Below are 17,968 nucleotides of genomic sequence, written 5' to 3' on the forward strand. Positions count from 1 at the left end.
CGCGACAGCAGCGCCCCGTTCAGCTCGAACGACGGGTTCTCGGTCGTCGCGCCCACCAGCGTGACGATCCCCTCCTCCACGAACGGCAGGAAACCGTCCTGCTGGGCGCGGTTGAAGCGGTGGATCTCGTCGACGAACAGCAGCGTGGCCTGTCCCGCAAGCCGGCGCGTGCGCGCCTGCTCGAACGCCTTCTTGAGATCGGCGACGCCCGAGAACACCGCCGAGAGCTGCTGGAATTCGTAGCCCGCCGTCTTGGCCAGCAGGCGGGCGATGGTGGTCTTGCCCGTGCCCGGCGGGCCCCAGAGGATCATCGACGAAAGACGGCGCGCGGCCGCCATCCGGCCGATTGGTCCCTCAGGCCCGAGGAGGTGGTCCTGCCCGACCACCTCGTCCAGCGATTGTGGCCGCAGCCGGTCGGCCAAAGGCGTCGGCTGCGAGGGCGTCAGACCCGCGGCTTCAAAGAGGTCGGCCATCCGCAGGGTTTAGCATGGCGGACGCCCCTGCCCACCCGGCTGGTCGCCTCACCGGGCCCCCGGCAGGGCGTAGCTCACCGCCGCACCGGGGCCGAGGGGCAACTCCAGCGCCACCCAGACCACCGTCATGCCGATCCCGGCGACCATGAAGCCCAGCGCATACGGCAGCATCAGCGACAGCAGGGTGCCGACGCCCACCGAGCCATCCCAGCGCCGGCAGAACGCCAGCACGAGCGGGAAGTAGGACATCAGCGGCGTCATGATGTTGGTGTAGCTGTCGCCCATCCGATAGGCGGCCGTCGTCATCTCGGGCGAAATGCCGAGCAGCATGAACATCGGCACCACCACGGGGGCGAGCGCACTCCACTTGGCCGACGCCGAGCCGATGAACAGGTCGAGCACCGACGAGAACATCAGCACGCCCACAAGCAGGAACGGCGCAGGCAGGCTGAACGCCTGCAGCGCCTCGGCGCCCTGAATGGCCGCGATGGGGCCCAGGCGTGACCAGTTGAACATGGCCACGAAGTGGGCGGCGAAGAACACGAAGGTGACGTAGGGCGCCATCATCCGCACCCCGTCGATCATCTTCTCCAGGACATCGGCGGCGCGGCGGATCCGGCCCGCGCCGATGCCGAAGGCGATGCCGCTCAACAGGAACAGCAGCATGAAGCCGGCGATCAGCGACGCATAGAAGGGCTGCAGCCGCGACGGGCCATCCCGGCTCTCGTCGATCAGCGGGGTGTAGCCCGGCCAAAGGGCCAGCGCCGCGAAACCCGCGACCACCACCAGCGCAGCGACCCCGGCGAACTTCAGCCCCCGCCATTCCTCCGCCGTCAGGGCGGACTTCGCCAACTCCGCCTTCAGCTCATCATCGGGTTCGCCGCCCCATGGTCCCAGGCGGGGTTCGATGATCCGGTCCGTGACGAACCAGATGATCGGGGTGAACAGCAGCACGATCGCCAGGATGAACCACCAGTTGCCCAGCGGATTCATGTTCCAGCTGGGGTCGATGATGCGGGCGGCTTCCTGGGTGAATCCGAACAGCAGCACGTCGGTCTGGCCCGGCGTGATGTTGCCGGCGAAGCCGCCGGATACCGCGGCGAAGGCCGCCGCAAGCCCGGCCAGCGGATGACGGCCCACCGCCGCGTAGAGGAGCGCCGCCAGCGGGATGAAGACGACGTAGGCCGCATCCGAGGCGTGGTGCGAGACCATGCCGATGAGGGCGACCATCGGGGTCAGGATCACCTTCGGCGCGTCGCGCAGGCTGGCGCGGATCAAGGCGCTCAGCAGACCCACGCGCTCGGCCACGGCCGCGCCGAAGATGATCACCAGCACCTGCCCCAAGGGCGCGAAGCCGGTGAGCGTGCGGCCCATCTCGGTGAGCAACCGGGTGATGTTCTCTTCCGAAAAGAGGGATTCCGCCGTGAAGGTCAGGACGCCGTTCTCCAGCGTGCCGAACTGGGGCGCCTCCTTGCCGGCGTAGGTGAGCGAGGCCGACCAGCCCAAGCCGGCGCCGACGGCGGACAGCACCATCAGGCCCGCGATCAGCCAGACGAAGATCATGATGGGGTCGGGCAGCAGATTGCCCAGCCGCTCCACGGCCGCCAGGAACCCGCGCGTCGTCTGCGGGCTCTCGCCCCTCGCCTTGTCAGACAAGCCGGAGCTCCCCCTGCCGCTTCCGCCCTATGTAGGGGGGCCGACGGCCATTGCTAAGCCTTTCAGGCCGTGAAGGTCGCGGTCACCGTCTGGCCGTTCCGCTCGATGGTCACCCGCCAGACGCGCGTCGGCGTCGCGATCACCGCCGTGAGGTCGCGCACCTGCCCGATCCGCTGGCCGTTGACCTCGCGGACGATGTCGCCGGGGCGCAGGCCGGCGCCGCGCGCCAGGCCGCCGCCGATCGCGGTGACCAGCACGCCGGGCCCCGCGAACGGATCGATCCCCAGTTCGCTGGCGACGGCCGGGCTCAGGTTGACCACGGTGGCGCTGTCGAAGGGGTTGCGGCCGGCCAGCGTGCGTTCGTCGCGCGCGGGCGTGGCGGGCGGCGCCTCGGCGCGCAGCGTGAGGGTCTCGTCCCGGCCGTTCGCCCGGCGGACCTGAAGCGGGATCGTATCGCCCGGCCGGCGGGTGTTGATCAGGTAGTTGAGCGCCGGAGCGTCCACGACCCGCTGGCCGCCGGCCTGCAGCACCACGTCGCCCTGGCGCAGGCCGGCCTTTGCGGCGGCGCCGCCGGGCCAGATGTCGGCCACCAGCGCGCCTTGCGGCAGCTGCAGGCCCAGGCTGCGGGCCATCTCGGACGTCACGCTCTGCGTGCGCGCGCCCAGCCAGGGCCGGACGACGCGCTGACCGCCGCCGACCGCGGTGTCCACCACGCGCCGCACCACCGGCGCCGGAATGGCGAAGCCGACCCCCGACGACGACCCGGATCGCGAGAGGATGAAGCTGTTCACCCCGATGAGTTCGCCGTCCATGTCGACCAGCGCGCCGCCGGAATTGCCCGGATTGATCGCCGCGTCCGTCTGGATGTAGGCCGAGCCGTCGTCGTTGGTGGTCCGGTTCAGCGCCGAGACGATGCCGTTGGTCACGGTCTGCCCGACGCCGAAGGGATCGCCGATGGCCAGCACCAGGTCGCCCACCTGCGTGTCGCCGCTCTCGTCCAGCGCGAGGACCGGCAGGCGCTCAGAGCCGACGTCGATCTTCAGCACCGCCAGGTCCGTGCGCGGGTCGGCGAGCAGGATGCGCGCGGGGAACTCGCGGCGGTCGTTCAGCGCCACCGTGATCTCCTGGCCGTTCTCGACCACGTGGTTGTTGGTGACGATGACGCCGTCGGCCCGCACGATCACGCCCGACCCCAGGGACGAGGCCAGCCGGCCGGGCGGGGCGCCCAGGCCGAACAGCTGCCAGAAGGGGTCGGTCTGCGCTCGCACCAGGCGCTTGGCCGATATGTTGACCACCGCCGGCGCCGTGCGCTGCACGATCGGGGCGAACGAGGACTTCATCGCCACCGCGTTCTCGGGCGGGGCGCGGAGCGCGGGCTGGGCCATGGCGGCCGGCGCCGCGAGGGCGATGGCGAGCACGGGAACGAGAAGGCGGACGGTCATCCTGGACGCGGGCAATAGACTCTCCGAAACGGAAGGCGAAACGCTAGCGAGCTTTCCGGCGCAATCATGGCGAAGACGCACGGCTTCGTCAGGCGGCTTTCGGCCCGCGGAAGGCTGCACGCCGGGAGACAGCCACCGCCCTACCCGGCGGGCTGGGCGGCCCTCGCGGGAGCCCTGGCGGCGGCGAAGGCAAGGCCCAGCGCGGCGATCAGCATCGCGCCCGCCAGCCAGATGGCGAGGCCCTCCGGATGTCCGCCGCGCAGCGACCAGGCGTAGACGAAGCCGAACAGCGGCGGGCCCACGATCGAGCCGATGCCCGAAAGGCTCTGGTTGGCCCCCTGCAGCTGCCCCTGCTCGTGCGGCTCGACCTTGCGGGTCATCAACCCCTGCAGGCCCGGCATGATGAAGCCCGAGAGGGCGAAGACCGGCGCGCCCAGCAGATAGAGCCACCCCGTGTCGGCCCAGCCATACCAGGCGAACCCGGCGGCCCCCGCGGCGAGGCCGATCAGCAGGGTGTTGCGCTCGCCGATGCGGGCGACCGTCGGACCGACCAGGAAGATCTGGGTGATCACGCCCAGCACGCCGGTGAGCAGGAACGTGAGGCCCAGGATGCCGGGCGACCAGCCATAGCGGTGCGTCGTGTAGAGGACGAAGATCGTCGGCAGCACCACGTGGGAGATCTGGAACAGGAAGCCCACGAAGGCGAGCGGCAGCAGGCCGAGGCGCGAGCGCAGGAGGCGCAGCGCCCCGACAGGGTTCGCGCGCTTCCAGTCGTAGACGCGGGCCCGGCGCTCCGCGGGCAGGGACTCGGGCAGGACGAAGAAGCCGTAGAGCCAGTTGGCGAAGGTCAGCGCGGCCGCGGCCAGGAACGGCAGCCGCAGGTCGTACTCGCCGAGGAAGCCGCCGATCGACGGCCCGATGATGAAGCCGAACGAGAAGGCCGAGCCCATCCAGCCGAACACCTTCGCGCGCTGGTCCGGCGGCGTGACGTCGGCGAGGTAGGCGTTGGCGGTCGAGAAGCTGGCGGCCGTGGCGCCGTTCAGCAGGCGGCCCACCAGGAGCCACCCCAGCGTCGGCGCGAACGCCATGAAGAGGAAATCGACGCCGAGCCCGAACAGCGACAGCAGCAGCACGGGGCGGCGGCCGAACCTGTCCGAGAACATGCCGAGGATCGGGCCGCAGACGAACTGCATCAGGCCCCAGCAGGCCGCGAACACGGCGTTCCAGACCGAGGCCGACGCCGTATCGCCGCCGGCGAGCTCCTTCACGACCTGGGGCAGGATCGGGATCATGATGCCGAACGAGATCGAGTTCATCAGCGCGAGCGCGAAGATGAAGCCGAAGCTGGCGCGGCGGCCCCGGTCGGCGACGTCGGTCATGGGTTGGCCCTTGCAGGCATGGTCCCGGTCGCCGTCATGTTTCTCCCCCTGCTCCGAGCATGAAACCAACCCCAGACCGGCGCAACCGCGTCATGGCAGCCGCGATCCCATGGCCCGGATCTGGGCCTGCCAGTACTCGCCCAGCCGTGCGAGCAGGACCTGGTCGGGGAAGGTGTGGCGCGCCGCGTGGCCGGCCGGGATCCGGTCGAAGCCGCGGTGCTCGATGCTGACCCGCGTCTCGTGGCCGACCGCCTCGAACCGCACCTCGACCTCGGTCTGCAGGTCAGGCGGGAACGAGGCCTGCCGCCAGGAGAAGACCAGGCGGTGCGGCGGCTCCCAGGCGCGGATGCGGCCGATCTCGAACACCTTGCCGCCGGCCCGGGTTTCGACGAGTCGGCCCTCCGGCCCCGTCTCGAAGGACAGGCGGCCCGGCCGGGGCGTGGTCTCGAACAGCGGGCTGGCCTGCCACCAGTCGCCGATCTCCTCGGTAAAGGCCGCGAAGGCCCGGGCGGGCGTCGCCCTGACCCGGAGCGCGACGTAGACGCGGGACGTCATGCGTCCTTCTCGACGTGGGCTTTGAAGGCCAGGAGCTGGGCGGACCAGAGCCGCTCGCTCTCCTCCAGCCAGCGCAGCAGGTGAACCATCGGTTCCGGCCTCAGGGCGTAGATCCGGACCCGCGCGTCGAAGTCCGGATGGGATTCCTCGACGAGGCCGCTCGCGCGCAGCGTCCTCAGGTGGCGGCTCATGGCGGGCGGAGACAGGCCTGTCTCGCGGGCCAGCTCCCCCGCGGGTCTCGGCCGCTCCGCCAGCAGGTCGACGACGCGGCGCCGATGGGGATCGGCCAGCGCCGCCAGCGTCCGGTCGAGACCGGCGGTCGCGGTCACATCCAGCCCGTGATCTTGAGCCCGGTGGCGTCCTCGGCCGCTTCGCGCGTGACCGCCTTCACCGTCTGGCCCACGGTCCAGATGTGGCCTTCGGGGTCCCGGCATCGGTAGGTCCGGTCGCCGTAGAACTGGGTCTCGGGCTCCATCAGGATCTCGAAGCCGGCGGCGCGGGCCTTGGCGCAGTGGGCGTCGATGTCGGTCTCGACATGGATGTGCACGCTCTGGGTATTCTTGCCTCCGATGGACACCGGGCTCTTGTGGTCCTCGCTCCACTCGTTGCCGACCATGACGACGCCATCGCCGTAGCGCATCTCGGAGTGGACGAGGTTCCCCTCGCCGTCCTCGATCAGCATGACGAGTTCGAAGTCGAAAGCCGCCTCGAGGAACTTCAGCGCCGCCTTCGGGTCGCGGTAGCAGATGGCGGAGGCCAACGGAGCGCGGGGGGTGGACACGAGCCTTCTCCTTCACTTCTCGAACAATATTTAACACACAACGCAACTATCCTGGCAAGCTCCGGAGTGGCCGTCCGCGCCTGTCAGCCGAGCGCTTCGATCACCAGGTGCGGATGCGTCATGGCCAGGAAGCGGCCGCCGTCCCGGACGACGGAGAACTCGGCCCCCGGGAGCAGTTCGCGCCAGTAGGCCAGGACGACCTCCGGGTCGTAGAGGACATCCGTGGCGCCCAGCAGCACCTGCCAGCCGGCGGCGTTGTCGAAGGGCGCCGGCTTGCCCCCGCGTGCGATCGCGGCCTGCTCGCGCAGGAAGCCGTCGTGGCGACCCGTGGTGAACATCTGCAGCGACCGGAAGAAGTCGACCATGAACTCCGGATCCTGAGCGGCCTTCTGGTCCGGCGGACTGCCGCGGGTCCACTGCACGGCCATCCGCGAAAGCCGCCGGTACGTGAGTTGCCCGGCCAGGAAGGGCGCCAGGACCCGCACGGTGTCGGGGTTGCGGACGAAGGCGTCCTTGATGGCGCCGAGCGGGCCGATCGCACGGCCGCTGTAGCGGTAGGGCGGGCCGGGGTTGACCAGCACGATCTGGCCGAGGGCTTCGGGCATGCGGCCCGCCAGCGCCACGAGGAACTGGGCCGCGCCCCTCGAGACGACGTCGGCGCGGCGGACCTTCAGGTGCTCGAGGACCCGACCCACATCGGCGGTCGCGGCCTCGAACGGATGCTGGGACGCCTCGGCGTCGTCCAGCGGATCGGTGAGGCCGAACCCCGGGCGGTCGATCGCGATCGGGCGGAACCCGGCGCGGTGCAGCGCCCGCAGCAGCTTTCGCGAGACGATCCGTGTGCTCATGCTCGAATGCAGGACCAGCACCGGCCGGCCCGAGGCGGGCCCATAGTCGCTGAACGCGATCCGCCCGCCATCCGGGCGGAAGGCGAAACGCAGGGGCTCGGACAGGTCCTCGACGAAGCCCACGCCGCCGGCGGTCGCGGCCGTCAGCCACCCCAGGGCCCGGGCCTCGACAAGCTTGCGCGCAAGCCCTGCGCCCGAACTCACCTGCAGGAGGGAATAGACGGCGTCGAGTTCCTTCTTCACCAGCGCGACGCTGATCCCGAGGAGCCGCGCCGTCTGCTCGCGCGAGGCCCCCTCCCCCAGCATTCCCGCCACGGCGATCTGCCGCTCGGTCAGACCCCAGACGTCGGCCAGCACGTCCGCCGAGCTCGCGCGGCCGGGAAACACGCCGAACGCGAGGGTGGTCAGGCGCGTCACCAGGGCCGGCAACCGCTGCACGCCCACGCGCTTCATGGCGGCCGCCAGCGCCTCGCGCGCCGTCTGGTAGGACACATCCAGGTTTTCAGCCGCCGTCCGGATGGCCCCGGTGCGGATGCACTCCAGGGCGACCCGCGTCTGCAGGCCGGTGAGGCCGAAGGCGGCGCAGGCGTCCCGCAGCGGCGGCGTGCTCTCGTCCAGGGCGGTGGTCAGGACGACGACGCATCCCGGCGCCGCCTCGGCGGCCTGATGGATCTCCCTGGGCAACCGCCAGGTTCCGGTCCGCCGGCCGGCGGCATAGACCACCACGCTGGTCGCGGACGGGCCCCCGGCGCTGCGCTCGACGGTTCGCCATTCAGGTTCCGCGCCCCGGCCGACCGCGGTCAGCAGCTCGGCGTCGACCAGCGCGTCCCCGCCGCCGTCGAGGAAGGCCTGGGTCGCGGCGAGCCGGCCTCCGCGCGGCTCATAGACGCCGGCCGCCACGCTCCTGGCGTCGACGATCGGCAGCATCGGGGTCTCGAGTTGGCCGAACACGGGGGCCACGGCTTCGCGGGCCCAGGCCTGCGGCGGCCCCTCCGCGTCGAGGATCTGCTCGAGCTCCTCGAACCAGTCGCCCAGCGCGCGGCCCAGCGCATGGGCTTCCTGTGGTACGCCTTCCCCCGACACGAACGCTACGCCACTCCACGCAACCGCCTCGCCGAACTCCCCTTGGGACGACGGCGGCGCGCGAGTTTATGAACACGTTCTACGTTCTGCCAAGCCCGCGACGGGAGACCGGACGAGGCGCCCGCCGCCCAGATGCGAAGAAGCCCCGGAAGCGGGGCTTCCGGGGCTTCTCAAGACGTTGCGGACGTAAGCTAGTCTTCGCCGCCGAAGCCGATCTCTGCGGTCGGCCCCGAATCCTTGCCCTTCTCGGCCGGGTCGCGGTCGACGAACTCGATCACCGCCATCGCGGCGTTGTCGCCGTGGCGGAAGCCCGCCTTGAGCACGCGGATGTAGCCGCCGTTGCGGTCCTTGTAGCGGGGGCCCAGCACGCTGAAGAGCTTGCCGACCTGCTCGACGTCCCGGACCTGGCTGATCGCCTGGCGGCGGGCGTGCAGGTCGCCGCGCTTGGCCAGCGTCACCAGCTTCTCGACGAAGGGCCGCAGCTCCTTCGCCTTCGGCAGCGTCGTGACGATCTGCTCGTGCTTGATCAGGCTGGCCGACATGTTCGCGAACATGGCGGTGCGGTGGGCGGCCGTACGGCCCAGTTTGCGGTGCGCGATACCGTGACGCATTTTCGTTCTCCTGGGTCACCTGGACCCCACCGGACGCGCCCGATCTCCTGGGTCGACGTCCTGCCTGACCTATCCCAGCCTGCTTCCGCCTGGGTCACTGCGAAGCGCCGGGGCCCTCCACCGCTGTTGCGGCTTCGTCGGGCCCTGACCGCCGGAGCGGTCCGAAGCCGGCGCGCGATGGCTACATCTGGTCTTCGAACTTCTTGGCGAGCTCTTCAATGTTCTCCGGCGGCCAGTTCGGCACGTCCATGCCGAGGTGGAGGCCCATGCCGGCGAGCACTTCCTTGATCTCGTTCAGCGACTTGCGGCCGAAGTTCGGGGTGCGGAGCATCTCCGCCTCGGTCTTCTGGATCAGGTCGCCGATGTAGACGATGTTGTCGTTCTTCAGGCAGTTGGCCGAGCGGACCGACAGCTCCAGCTCGTCGACCTTCTTCAGCAGCGCCGGGTTGAACGGCAGCTCCGGCTTGGCCTCGCCCTCGACCTTCTTCTTCGGCTCTTCGAAGGTGATGAAGATCTGCAGCTGGTCCTGGAGGATGCGGGCGGCGTAGGCCACGGCGTCCACCGGGCTGACCGCGCCGTTGGTCTCGACTTCCATGACCAGCTTGTCGTAGTCGAGCGACTGGCCCTGGCGGGTCGGCTCGACGCGGTAGGCGACGCGCTTCACCGGCGAATAGAGGGCGTCGACGGCGATCAGGCCGATCGGCGCGTCCTCGGGACGGTTCATCTCGGCCGGCACGTAGCCCTTGCCGGTGTTGACCGTGAACTCCATGCGCACGGTGGCGCCGTCGTCCAGCGTGCAGAGCACGTGGTCGGGGTTCAGGATCTCGATGTCGGACGGGGCGTCGATCTGGCCGGCGGTCACCGCGCCGGGGCCGGTGGCGCGGAGCGTCATCCGCTTCGGCCCTTCGGCGTGCATCCGCAGCGCCAGCTGCTTGATGTTGAGCACGATGTCGACGACGTCCTCGCGCACGCCCTCAAGCGAGGAGAACTCGTGGACCACGCCGTCGATCTGCACCGCGGTCACCGCCGCGCCCTGCAGGGAGGAGAGAAGTACGCGGCGGAGGCTGTTGCCCAGCGTCACGCCGAACCCGCGCTCGAGCGGCTCGGCCACCAGACGCGCCTTGCGGGCGGCGTCCGCGCCGGTCTCGATTTGCGGCTTCTCGGGACGGATAAGCTCGTTCCAGTTTCTTTCGATCACGGGTGTCCCTCGAAAACGCAGGATCGCCGGCCGTATAGCCACGGCCGGCGTCGGAGGAATTCAGTTCGGTCGGCTAGACGCGCCGGCGCTTGGGCGGGCGGCAGCCGTTATGCGGAATAGGGGTCACGTCCCGAATGGTGGTGATCGTCATACCCACCGCCTGCAGAGCGCGCAGCGCCGACTCGCGGCCCGAACCGGGGCCCGAGACGTTGACTTCCAGCGTGCGCACGCCGTGCTCGGCGGCCTTACGGCCGGCGTCTTCCGCCGCCATCTGCGCGGCGTAGGGCGTCGACTTACGCGAACCCTTGAAGCCCATCAGGCCGGCGCTCGACCAGGAGATCGTGTTCCCCTGCGCGTCGGTGATGGTCACCATGGTGTTGTTGAACGAGGCGTTCACGTGCGCCACGCCCGAGGTGATGTTCTTGCGCTCGCGACGTTTGACGCGCGCCGGTTCCTTGGCCATCGACTAGCTCTCTTACTTCTTCTTGCCGGCGATCGGCTTGGCCGGGCCCTTGCGGGTGCGGGCGTTGGTGTGCGTGCGCTGGCCGCGGACCGGCAGGCCCTTGCGGTGACGCAGGCCGCGGTAGCAGGCCAGGTCCATGAGGCGCTTGATGTTGACCGCGGTCTCGCGGCGCAGGTCGCCTTCGACCATGTAGTCGCGGTCGATGGTCTCGCGGATCTGCAGGACCTCCTGGTCGGTCAGCTGATTGACGCGGCGGGCGTCCTCGATGCCGACCTTGCTGACGATCTCCCGCGCCTTCGCCGGGCCGATGCCATGGATGTACTGCAGCGCGATGACGACGCGCTTGTTGGTGGGAATGTTGACGCCAGCGATACGGGCCACGTGAGGTAATCTCCTGATCACGCGAGAGAAGCGCAAACGGCGCCCCGGCCCATCTCTGCCATAGGCATAGGCCGGCGCGTCCTTCGCGCTCTTTCGCGGAAGCGCTTCGTTATATGGATCGCCGCGCCTCCGTCAATGGCGGAAACGCGGATTTGTGAACGAATCCCTTCGCGCGCGAGGCCCGGCCTCACCCGTGCGATCCGTCCGGCGCGCCGCCGACGCAGCGGGGCGACGCGGGAAGGAAAGCACGACGCGGGGAGAGGCGCAACGTGGCCAAGGTGCGACCGGCCCTGCCCGCCCGGCTCCGGCCGACCGTCGGCGTCACGGCCTGTGCGGCAGGCAATGGAAGCCCAGCACCGCGGCGTCGCTTCGCAACGCGAACGCCAGCGCCTCGGCCCGCGCTTCGCGAAAGCCGCCCACGGTGGCGCTGTACTCCAGGATGTCCCCGTCCAGGCTGCGGGTCAGCGACAGCGGCCGCAGCCCCTGTTCCTCGAGCATCCGGCGGTAGTCCTGTCCGGACACGGGCGCGTCGCGATGGAATCGGACCTTGATGTCGCCGTACTGATTCTGCGGCAGCAGGGTTTCCTTGATCGTCACCGCCGCCAGGACCAGCAGCGTGAACGCCGCCCCCATGATCGCCAGGGCGTAGAAGCCGACGCCGAACAGGGTGCCGAGGGCCGAGGCGGTCCAGAGCGAGGCCGCCGTGGTCAGGCCACGGACGTTGAACCCTTCCCGGAAGATCACGCCGCCGCACAGGAAGCCGATCCCGGTGAGCACGCCGTGCGCCATCCGGACCGGGTCGATGCGGATGATCTCCTGCGGCGTATCGCCGAGCCAGCGGATCTGGTGCACGGCCGCCAGCATCAGGAGGGTGGAGCTCAGGCAGACCAGGATGTGCGTGCGCAGTCCCGCCGGGCTGGCGCGATACTCGCGTTCCAGCCCGATGATGCCGCCGGCAAGCACCGAGCCGACGATCGGCCATAGGATATCGCCGTCCAGAAGGTCCATCGCAGCCTCCGCAATGGACGGCAAATGTCACAGAGGGCCGGGCGTTCCCCGCCCCGCCTGCACCGGCGCCTCAGCGGCGGTCCAGCGCCGCGTCGATGGCGGCCGCGACCGTGTCGATGGCGCCCATGCCGTCGACTTCCACCAGCTTGCCCTGACCCTCGTAGTACGGCAGCAGCGGCGCCGTCTGGGCGTTGTAGGCGTTCAGGCGAACGACGAAGCTCTCGGGATTGTCGTCCGGACGGCCCGATTCCGCGAAGCGGCCGGCGATGCGCTGCTTGAGCGCCTCGTCGTCGACCTTCAGTCGCAGGACCAGGTCGATCTGGCTGCCCCGGCCCTTCAGCATCTTGTCCAGGGCCTCGGCCTGCGGGAGCGTACGGGGGAAGCCGTCGAAGATCGCGCCGCCCGCGGCTTCGGCCTCCGGGAGGCGGCTCTCGATGAGCTCGATCACGATCTCGTCCGAGACCAGGTCGCCCCGCTGCATGATCCCCTCGACGCGCTTGCCGAGTTCGGAGCCGGACGCGATCGCCGCGCGCAGCATGTCACCCGTGGAGAGCTGGACCATGTTGCGGCCGTCCACCAGCCGCTTGGCCTGCGTCCCCTTCCCCGCCGCCGGCGGACCGAACAGGATAAGGTTCATCTCGAGCTTTCCCCCACGACTCAACGGGCGCACCGCTCTTGGTGGCGGCGTGCCCTTGCGGAAGCCAATCGGTCGCGCCTAGCCGCGGCCGCGGCCCCGCAGCTTCGACTTCTTGATGAGGCCTTCGTACTGGTGGGCCAGAAGGTGCGACTGGATCTGCGCCACGGTGTCCATGGTGACGCTGACGACGATCAGCAGCGACGTGCCGCCCAGGTAGAACTGCTGGGTGCCCAGGACGCCGATCAGCGCCTCCGGCAGGATGCAGACCAGGGTGATGTAGGCGGCGCCGATGACGGTCAGGCGGGTCAGGACATAGTCGAGGTACTCGGCCGTCCGCTTGCCGGGCCGGATGCCGGGCAGGAAGCCGCCGTACTTGCGCAGGTTCTCCGCCGTGTCCTCTGGGTTGAACACGACCGAGGTGTAGAAAAAGCAGAAGAAGATGATCAGCAGGCCGTAGAGCAGGATGAAGAGCGGCTGGCCGTGCTGGAGTTGGCCCACGGCGAACGGCAGCCACTGCAGCCATTCGGGCAGGTCCGCGGAGACCGCGAAGCCCATCGCCGTGGCCGGCAGCAGCAGGAGCGACGAGGCGAAGATCGGCGGGATCACGCCCGAGGTGTTGATCTTCAGCGGCAGGAAGCTGGTGTCGCCGCCGAACATGCGGTTGCCGACCTGGCGCTTCGGGTACTGCACGAGCAGGCGGCGCTGCGAGCGCTCCATGAACACGATCGCCATCGTGACGGTCACGGCCAGGATCGCGATCAGGATGAGCACGCCGACGGTCATGGCGCCGGTCCGCGTCAGCTCCAGGGCCTGGACGATCGAGCCCGGAAGGACGGCCACGATGCCGGCGAAGATGATCAGCGAAATGCCGTTGCCGACGCCGCGGCTGGTGATCTGCTCGCCCAGCCACATCAGGAACATGGTGCCGCCGGTCAGCGTCACGACCGTCGAGACGAGGAAGAACACGCCGGGGTTCTCGACCATCCCGGGGCTCTGCTGCAGGCCGACGGCGATGGAGAGGCTCTGGAACACCGCCAGCACGACGGTGAGGTAGCGGGTGTACTGGTTGAGGGTCTTGCGGCCCGCCTCCCCGCCTTCCTTCCGCAGCTTCTCCCACGGCGGATAGACGGTGCCGAGCAGCTGCACGATGATCGACGCCGAGATGTACGGCATCACGTTCAGGGCGAAGATGGCCATCCGCTCGACGGCGCCGCCCGAGAACATGTTGAACATGCCCAGGATGCCCTGGGCCTGGCCCTGGAACGCCTGCTGGAACGCGGCGGGGTCGATGCCGGGGATCGGGATGTAGGTTCCCAGGCGATAGATGACCATCGCCCAGAGCGTGAACCAGATCCGCTTGTGCAGCTCCGTGGCCTTGGAGAAGGCCTCGAAGTTCAGATTGGCGGCGAGCTGTTCAGCAGCCGAAGCCATACGGCAAATCCCCTGACTCGGTCGTCGTGCTCACATAGGACGCGCCGCCCCCATAAGCGAGGGCGGGTTTGTCACAGTGCGGCTCAGGCCTCGGCCGCGGCGGCTTCCGGCTTGGTGGTGGTCAGGGTCCCGCCGGCCTTCTCGACCGCGGCGCGGGCCGAGGCGGTGGCCGCGTAGACCGTCAGGGTGAGCTTGGACTTCAGCTCGCCCTCGCCCAGCAGCTTCACGCCGTCCTTGGCGCGGCGGATCACGCCCGCGGCCAGAAGGGCGTCGGCGTCGATGGCCTTGCCGGCGTCGAGCTTGCCGGCGGCGACCGCCTGCTCGATGCGCCACAGGTTCACCTCGGCGAATTCCTTGCGGTTGCGCGAGTTGAAGCCGCGCTTGGGCATGCGCATGTGCAGCGGCATCTGGCCGCCTTCGAACCCGGCGATCGAGACGCCCGTGCGCGCCTTCTGACCCTTGACGCCGCGGCCGGCGGTCTTGCCCTTGCCCGAGCCCGGGCCGCGGCCGACGCGCATGCGGCCCTTGGTGGAGCCCTCACGCGGGGCGAGTTCGTTGAGTTTGGTCATGCGCCTCTCCTTGGAGATCATTCGCCCGGCGAGCGCCGGACTCGGCTGATGTGCAATGCGGCGACGCCGCCGAAGGCGTTAGCCTTCGACGACCTCGACCAGATGGTGAACCTTGGCGATCATGCCGCGCACCGAGGGGGTGTCCTCGAGCGTGGCGACCCGGCCGACGCGGTTCAGGCCCAAGCCCACGAGGGTCGCGCGCTGGTCCTTGGTCCGGCGGATCGGGCTGCCGGTCTGGCGAACGGTGATCTTGGCCATCGGATTAAGCCTCCGCGTCCGCGGTGGCCGCCTCTTGCGAGGCCGGAGCCGCCGAGGCGCCGTCCGAGCGGCGGCCGATCACGTCCGAGACCTTCTTGCCGCGCTTCGCCGCCACCTGGCGGGGCGAGGACTGGGCCTTCAGCGCTTCGAACGTCGCGCGCACCATGTTGTAGGGGTTGGACGAGCCGACCGACTTGCCGACGACGTCCTGGACGCCCAGGGTCTCGAGCACCGCGCGCATCGGACCGCCGGCGATGACGCCGGTGCCGGGAGGCGCCGCACGGACCATCACCTTGCCAGCGCCCCAACGGCCCGCGCCGTCGTGGTGCAGGGTGCGGCTCTCGCGCAGCGGAACGCGGATCATCGACTTCTTGGCTTCCTCGGTCGCCTTGCGGATGGCTTCCGGCACTTCGCGCGCCTTGCCGTGACCGAAGCCCACGCGGCCCTTCTGGTCGCCCACCACCATCAGGGCGGCGAACGAGAACCGGCGGCCGCCCTTCACGGTGGCCGCGACGCGGTTGATGTGGACCAGCTTCTCGACGATCTCGCTGTCGCGTTCCTCTTCGGGATTGCGATTGCGACGATCGCCGCGCTGTTCGTCTCTGCGAGCCATGATCGTTCCTTAGAAATTCAGGCCGGCTTCACGAGCCGCGTCGGCCAGGGCCTTGACCCGGCCGTGGTACAGGTAGCCGCCACGGTCGAAGATGACGTCCTTGACGCCCTTCTCGATCGCACGCTGGGCCACGAGGGCGCCGACCTTGGCGGCGGCGTCCTTGTCCGAGCCCTTGCTCTTGCCCTTCTCGCCTTCCAGCGAGGACGCGGCGGCCAGGGTCACGCCGTTCTCATCGTCGATGACCTGGGCGTAGATGTTCTTGGACGAGCGGAAGACAGACAGGCGCGGGCGGCCGTTCGCCACCGACCGAAGCCGGGTGCGGACGCGCTGGGCGCGGCGCTGCGTCGATTCACGGGGAGAAAGGGCCATGGCTTACTTCTTCTTGCCTTCCTTGCGCCGGACCGTCTCGCCCGCATAGCGCACGCCCTTGCCCTTGTAGGGTTCCGGCGGACGGATGCGGCGGATCCGGGCGGCGATTTCGCCGACCAGCTGCTTGTCGATGCCCGAGATCTTGATCTCGGTCTGCTTCGGCGTGGCGAACGCGATGCCCGCCGGCGGCGGGATGTCGACGTCGTGGCTGAACCCGAGCTGCATGGAGAGCGCCTGGCCCTTCATCGCGGCGCGGTAGCCGACGCCCACGAGCTCGAGCGTCTGCTCGTAGCCCTGGGTGACGCCCACGACCATGTTGTTCACCAGCGTGCGGGACAGGCCCCACATCGCCTGGGCGCGGGTGGTGTCCTGGCGCTTCGACAGGACGAGCTCGGAGCCCTCCTGCTTCACCTCGATCTCTTCGGCGACCGTCCAGGCGAGCTGGCCCTTGGGGCCCTTCACCGTGACCGTCTGGCCGTCGAGCGTCACCGTGACCCCTTGCGGGATGGCGACCGCCTTCTTTCCGATGCGCGACATCTTAGTAGACCCGGCAGAGCACTTCGCCGCCCACGTTGGCCTCGCGGGCCGCGGTGTCCGACATGACGCCCTTGGGCGTCGACAGGATCGAGATCCCGAGGCCGTTCTTCACCGGCTTCAGGTCCTTGATCGACGAATAGACGCGACGGCCCGGCTTCGACACGCGGGCGATCTCCACGATCACCGGAGCGCCGTCGAAGTACTTGAGCTCGATCTCGAACTCGGGGAACGCGCCGGGCTTCTCCACCAGGTGGTAGCCGCGGATGTAGCCCTCGTCGAGCAGCACGTCGAGGACGCGCGCGCGCATCTTCGACGCGGGCGTCGAGAGCTTCGTGCGGCCGCGCGAGGCGGCGTTCTTGATGCGGGCGATCAGATCGCCGATGGGGTCGTTGACCATCTTCAGACCCTCCTTACCAGCTCGACTTGACGAGGCCGGGGATCAGCCCGTGCGAACCGAGGTCGCGCAGGGAGATCCGGCTCATCTTCAGCTTGCGGTAGTAGCCGCGCGGACGGCCCGTGACCTCGCACCGGTTGCGGATGCGGGTGGGCGACGAGTTCCGCGGCAGCTCGGCGAGCTTCAGCCGGGCTTCGAAACGTTCTTCGAGCGGCAGGGACTCGTCGTTCGCGACAGCCTTCAGCGCATCGCGCTTTGCGGCGTGTTGCTTGACGAGCTTCTTGACCCGTTCGTTGCGATTGACAGCGCTTTTCTTGGCCATGTGCCTGTTCCTTCCCGCCGCCTATTGCTGCACGAACGGGAACTGGAATTCCCGAAGAAGCTCACGGGCTTCCTCGTCGGTCTTCGCAGTCGTGGTGACGATGATGTCCATGCCCCAGATCTGGTCGATCTGGTCGTAGTTGATCTCCGGGAACACGATGTGCTCCTTGAGGCCCATGGCGTAGTTGCCGCGGCCGTCGAAGGACGTGGGCTTCAGGCCCCGGAAGTCCTTCACGCGCGGCAGCGCGATGGTGATCAGACGGTCGAGGAACTCGTACATCTGATCCTTGCGCAGCGTGACCTTGCAGCCGACCGTCATGCCCTCGCGCAGCTTGAAGCTGGCGATCGACAGACGCGCCTTGGTGGCCACCGGCTTCTGGCCGGCGATCTTCGCCAGGTCCGCCATCGCCGACTGGATCTTCTTGGAGTCCGCGACGGCCTCGCCGACCCCCATGTTGATCACGATCTTCTCGATCTTGGGGATCTGCATCTCGTTGGTGTAGCCGAACTTTTCCTTCAGCTTCCCACGGATGCGCTGGCGGTACTCGGTCTTGAGCCGCGGTTCGTAAGCCTGATCAGCCATTGATCACCTCGCCGGTCGTCTTGGCGATACGGACCTTCTTGTCGCCTTCGACCTTGAAGCCGACGCGGGTCGGCTTGCCGTTCGAATCGACGATGGCCACGTTCGACAGGTGGATCGACGCTTCCTTGTTCTTGATGCCGCCCTGGGGATCGAACTGCGTCGGGCGCGTATGGCGCTGAACCATGTTCAGGCCTTCCACGACGACGCGGTTGTCCTTGGGCAGGACCTTCAGGACGGCGCCCTGACGGCCCTTGTCCTTCCCGGTGAGGACCACGACGCGGTCCCCCTTCTTGATCTTCGCGGCCATCACAGCACCTCGGGCGCGAGCGAAATGATCTTCATGTGGTTCTTCGCGCGCAGTTCGCGGGGAACCGGGCC

25 protein-coding genes are annotated in these 17,968 nt (G+C 69.1%); all 25 read right to left on the reverse strand.

The window, feature by feature from the left end; translation table 11 throughout:
- Positions 1 to 473 (reverse strand): AAA family ATPase (locus JNK30_RS14455; protein ID WP_293483158.1); only part of this gene is annotated, 473 nt, incomplete at its 3' end.
- Positions 474 to 521: 48 nt separating this feature from the next.
- Entirely contained in the window at positions 522 to 2,129 is a 1,608-nt protein-coding gene (locus tag JNK30_RS14460; protein ID WP_367118755.1) for an AbgT family transporter, read from the reverse strand.
- Between the two features lie 62 nt (positions 2,130 to 2,191).
- Positions 2,192 to 3,571, reverse strand: coding sequence for a Do family serine endopeptidase (locus JNK30_RS14465; protein ID WP_293483159.1), 1,380 nt, complete (start codon positions 3,569 to 3,571; stop codon positions 2,192 to 2,194).
- Between the two features lie 140 nt (positions 3,572 to 3,711).
- Positions 3,712 to 4,950 carry a TCR/Tet family MFS transporter gene (locus JNK30_RS14470; RefSeq protein ID WP_293483160.1) on the reverse strand — a complete coding sequence of 413 codons (1,239 nt, stop codon included), beginning with the start codon at positions 4,948 to 4,950 and terminating at the stop codon, positions 3,712 to 3,714.
- A 90-nt stretch (positions 4,951 to 5,040) separates the two neighbouring features.
- Entirely contained in the window at positions 5,041 to 5,505 is a 465-nt protein-coding gene (locus JNK30_RS14475; protein ID WP_293483161.1) for an SRPBCC domain-containing protein, read from the reverse strand.
- Entirely contained in the window at positions 5,502 to 5,834 is a 333-nt protein-coding gene (locus JNK30_RS14480; protein ID WP_293483162.1) for a helix-turn-helix transcriptional regulator, read from the reverse strand. Before JNK30_RS14480 ends, JNK30_RS14475 begins: the two co-directional genes overlap by 4 nt.
- Positions 5,831 to 6,286 carry a VOC family protein gene (locus JNK30_RS14485; protein WP_293483164.1) on the reverse strand — a complete coding sequence of 152 codons (456 nt, stop codon included), beginning with the start codon at positions 6,284 to 6,286 and terminating at the stop codon, positions 5,831 to 5,833. Before JNK30_RS14485 ends, JNK30_RS14480 begins: the two co-directional genes overlap by 4 nt.
- A gap of 83 nt (positions 6,287 to 6,369) precedes the next feature.
- The gene (locus JNK30_RS14490; RefSeq protein ID WP_293483166.1) at positions 6,370 to 8,217 is read right to left on the reverse strand and encodes an alpha/beta fold hydrolase; all 1,848 of its coding nucleotides are present in this window, start codon (positions 8,215 to 8,217) and stop codon (positions 6,370 to 6,372) included.
- 191 nt (positions 8,218 to 8,408) lie between these two features.
- On the reverse strand, positions 8,409 to 8,828 hold the full coding sequence (gene rplQ, locus JNK30_RS14495) for a 50S ribosomal protein L17 (protein WP_293483168.1): 420 nt from the start codon (positions 8,826 to 8,828) through the stop codon (positions 8,409 to 8,411).
- Between the two features lie 181 nt (positions 8,829 to 9,009).
- The gene (locus JNK30_RS14500) at positions 9,010 to 10,026 is read right to left on the reverse strand and encodes a DNA-directed RNA polymerase subunit alpha (protein WP_293483170.1); all 1,017 of its coding nucleotides are present in this window, start codon (positions 10,024 to 10,026) and stop codon (positions 9,010 to 9,012) included.
- Between the two features lie 73 nt (positions 10,027 to 10,099).
- A complete protein-coding gene (gene rpsK / locus JNK30_RS14505; RefSeq protein ID WP_012521811.1) occupies positions 10,100 to 10,489 on the reverse strand; it encodes a 30S ribosomal protein S11 in 390 nt (129 codons plus the stop codon).
- A 12-nt stretch (positions 10,490 to 10,501) separates the two neighbouring features.
- A complete protein-coding gene (gene rpsM, locus JNK30_RS14510) occupies positions 10,502 to 10,870 on the reverse strand; it encodes a 30S ribosomal protein S13 (RefSeq protein ID WP_293483171.1) in 369 nt (122 codons plus the stop codon).
- Positions 10,871 to 11,191: 321 nt separating this feature from the next.
- Positions 11,192 to 11,878 carry an MgtC/SapB family protein gene (locus tag JNK30_RS14515; protein ID WP_293483172.1) on the reverse strand — a complete coding sequence of 229 codons (687 nt, stop codon included), beginning with the start codon at positions 11,876 to 11,878 and terminating at the stop codon, positions 11,192 to 11,194.
- A 70-nt stretch (positions 11,879 to 11,948) separates the two neighbouring features.
- The gene (locus JNK30_RS14520) at positions 11,949 to 12,515 is read right to left on the reverse strand and encodes an adenylate kinase (RefSeq protein WP_293483173.1); all 567 of its coding nucleotides are present in this window, start codon (positions 12,513 to 12,515) and stop codon (positions 11,949 to 11,951) included.
- A gap of 78 nt (positions 12,516 to 12,593) precedes the next feature.
- On the reverse strand, positions 12,594 to 13,946 hold the full coding sequence (secY, locus tag JNK30_RS14525; RefSeq protein ID WP_293483174.1) for a preprotein translocase subunit SecY: 1,353 nt from the start codon (positions 13,944 to 13,946) through the stop codon (positions 12,594 to 12,596).
- An 83-nt stretch (positions 13,947 to 14,029) separates the two neighbouring features.
- Positions 14,030 to 14,515, reverse strand: a complete 486-nt coding sequence (gene rplO, locus JNK30_RS14530) for a 50S ribosomal protein L15 (protein WP_293483175.1) — start codon at positions 14,513 to 14,515, stop codon at positions 14,030 to 14,032.
- Between the two features lie 78 nt (positions 14,516 to 14,593).
- Positions 14,594 to 14,773: a 50S ribosomal protein L30 gene (gene rpmD, locus JNK30_RS14535; protein ID WP_293483176.1), complete on the reverse strand. Its 180-nt coding sequence runs from the start codon at positions 14,771 to 14,773 to the stop codon at positions 14,594 to 14,596.
- A 4-nt stretch (positions 14,774 to 14,777) separates the two neighbouring features.
- Positions 14,778 to 15,386 carry a 30S ribosomal protein S5 gene (gene rpsE / locus JNK30_RS14540; protein WP_293483177.1) on the reverse strand — a complete coding sequence of 203 codons (609 nt, stop codon included), beginning with the start codon at positions 15,384 to 15,386 and terminating at the stop codon, positions 14,778 to 14,780.
- Positions 15,387 to 15,395: 9 nt separating this feature from the next.
- Positions 15,396 to 15,755: a 50S ribosomal protein L18 gene (gene rplR / locus JNK30_RS14545; protein WP_293483179.1), complete on the reverse strand. Its 360-nt coding sequence runs from the start codon at positions 15,753 to 15,755 to the stop codon at positions 15,396 to 15,398.
- 3 nt (positions 15,756 to 15,758) lie between these two features.
- On the reverse strand, positions 15,759 to 16,292 hold the full coding sequence (gene rplF, locus JNK30_RS14550; RefSeq protein WP_293483181.1) for a 50S ribosomal protein L6: 534 nt from the start codon (positions 16,290 to 16,292) through the stop codon (positions 15,759 to 15,761).
- 1 nt (position 16,293) lies between these two features.
- Complete coding sequence (rpsH, locus tag JNK30_RS14555) at positions 16,294 to 16,689, reverse strand: 30S ribosomal protein S8 (RefSeq protein WP_293483183.1); 396 nt, start codon at positions 16,687 to 16,689, stop codon at positions 16,294 to 16,296.
- A 13-nt stretch (positions 16,690 to 16,702) separates the two neighbouring features.
- Entirely contained in the window at positions 16,703 to 17,008 is a 306-nt protein-coding gene (gene rpsN, locus JNK30_RS14560) for a 30S ribosomal protein S14 (RefSeq protein ID WP_293483185.1), read from the reverse strand.
- A 21-nt stretch (positions 17,009 to 17,029) separates the two neighbouring features.
- Positions 17,030 to 17,590 (reverse strand): 50S ribosomal protein L5, encoded by a 561-nt coding sequence (gene rplE / locus JNK30_RS14565; protein ID WP_293483187.1) that lies wholly within the window; start codon positions 17,588 to 17,590, stop codon positions 17,030 to 17,032.
- Positions 17,583 to 17,897 (reverse strand): 50S ribosomal protein L24, encoded by a 315-nt coding sequence (gene rplX / locus JNK30_RS14570; RefSeq protein ID WP_293483189.1) that lies wholly within the window; start codon positions 17,895 to 17,897, stop codon positions 17,583 to 17,585. The genes rplE and rplX overlap by 8 nt, the downstream gene beginning before the upstream one ends.
- Positions 17,897 to 17,968 (reverse strand): uL14 family ribosomal protein (locus tag JNK30_RS14575; protein ID WP_293483191.1); only part of this gene is annotated, 72 nt, incomplete at its 5' end. The genes JNK30_RS14575 and rplX, both read right to left, overlap by 1 nt.

Source organism: Phenylobacterium sp., assembly GCF_016793225.1.
Lineage (GTDB): Bacteria > Pseudomonadota > Alphaproteobacteria > Caulobacterales > Caulobacteraceae > Phenylobacterium.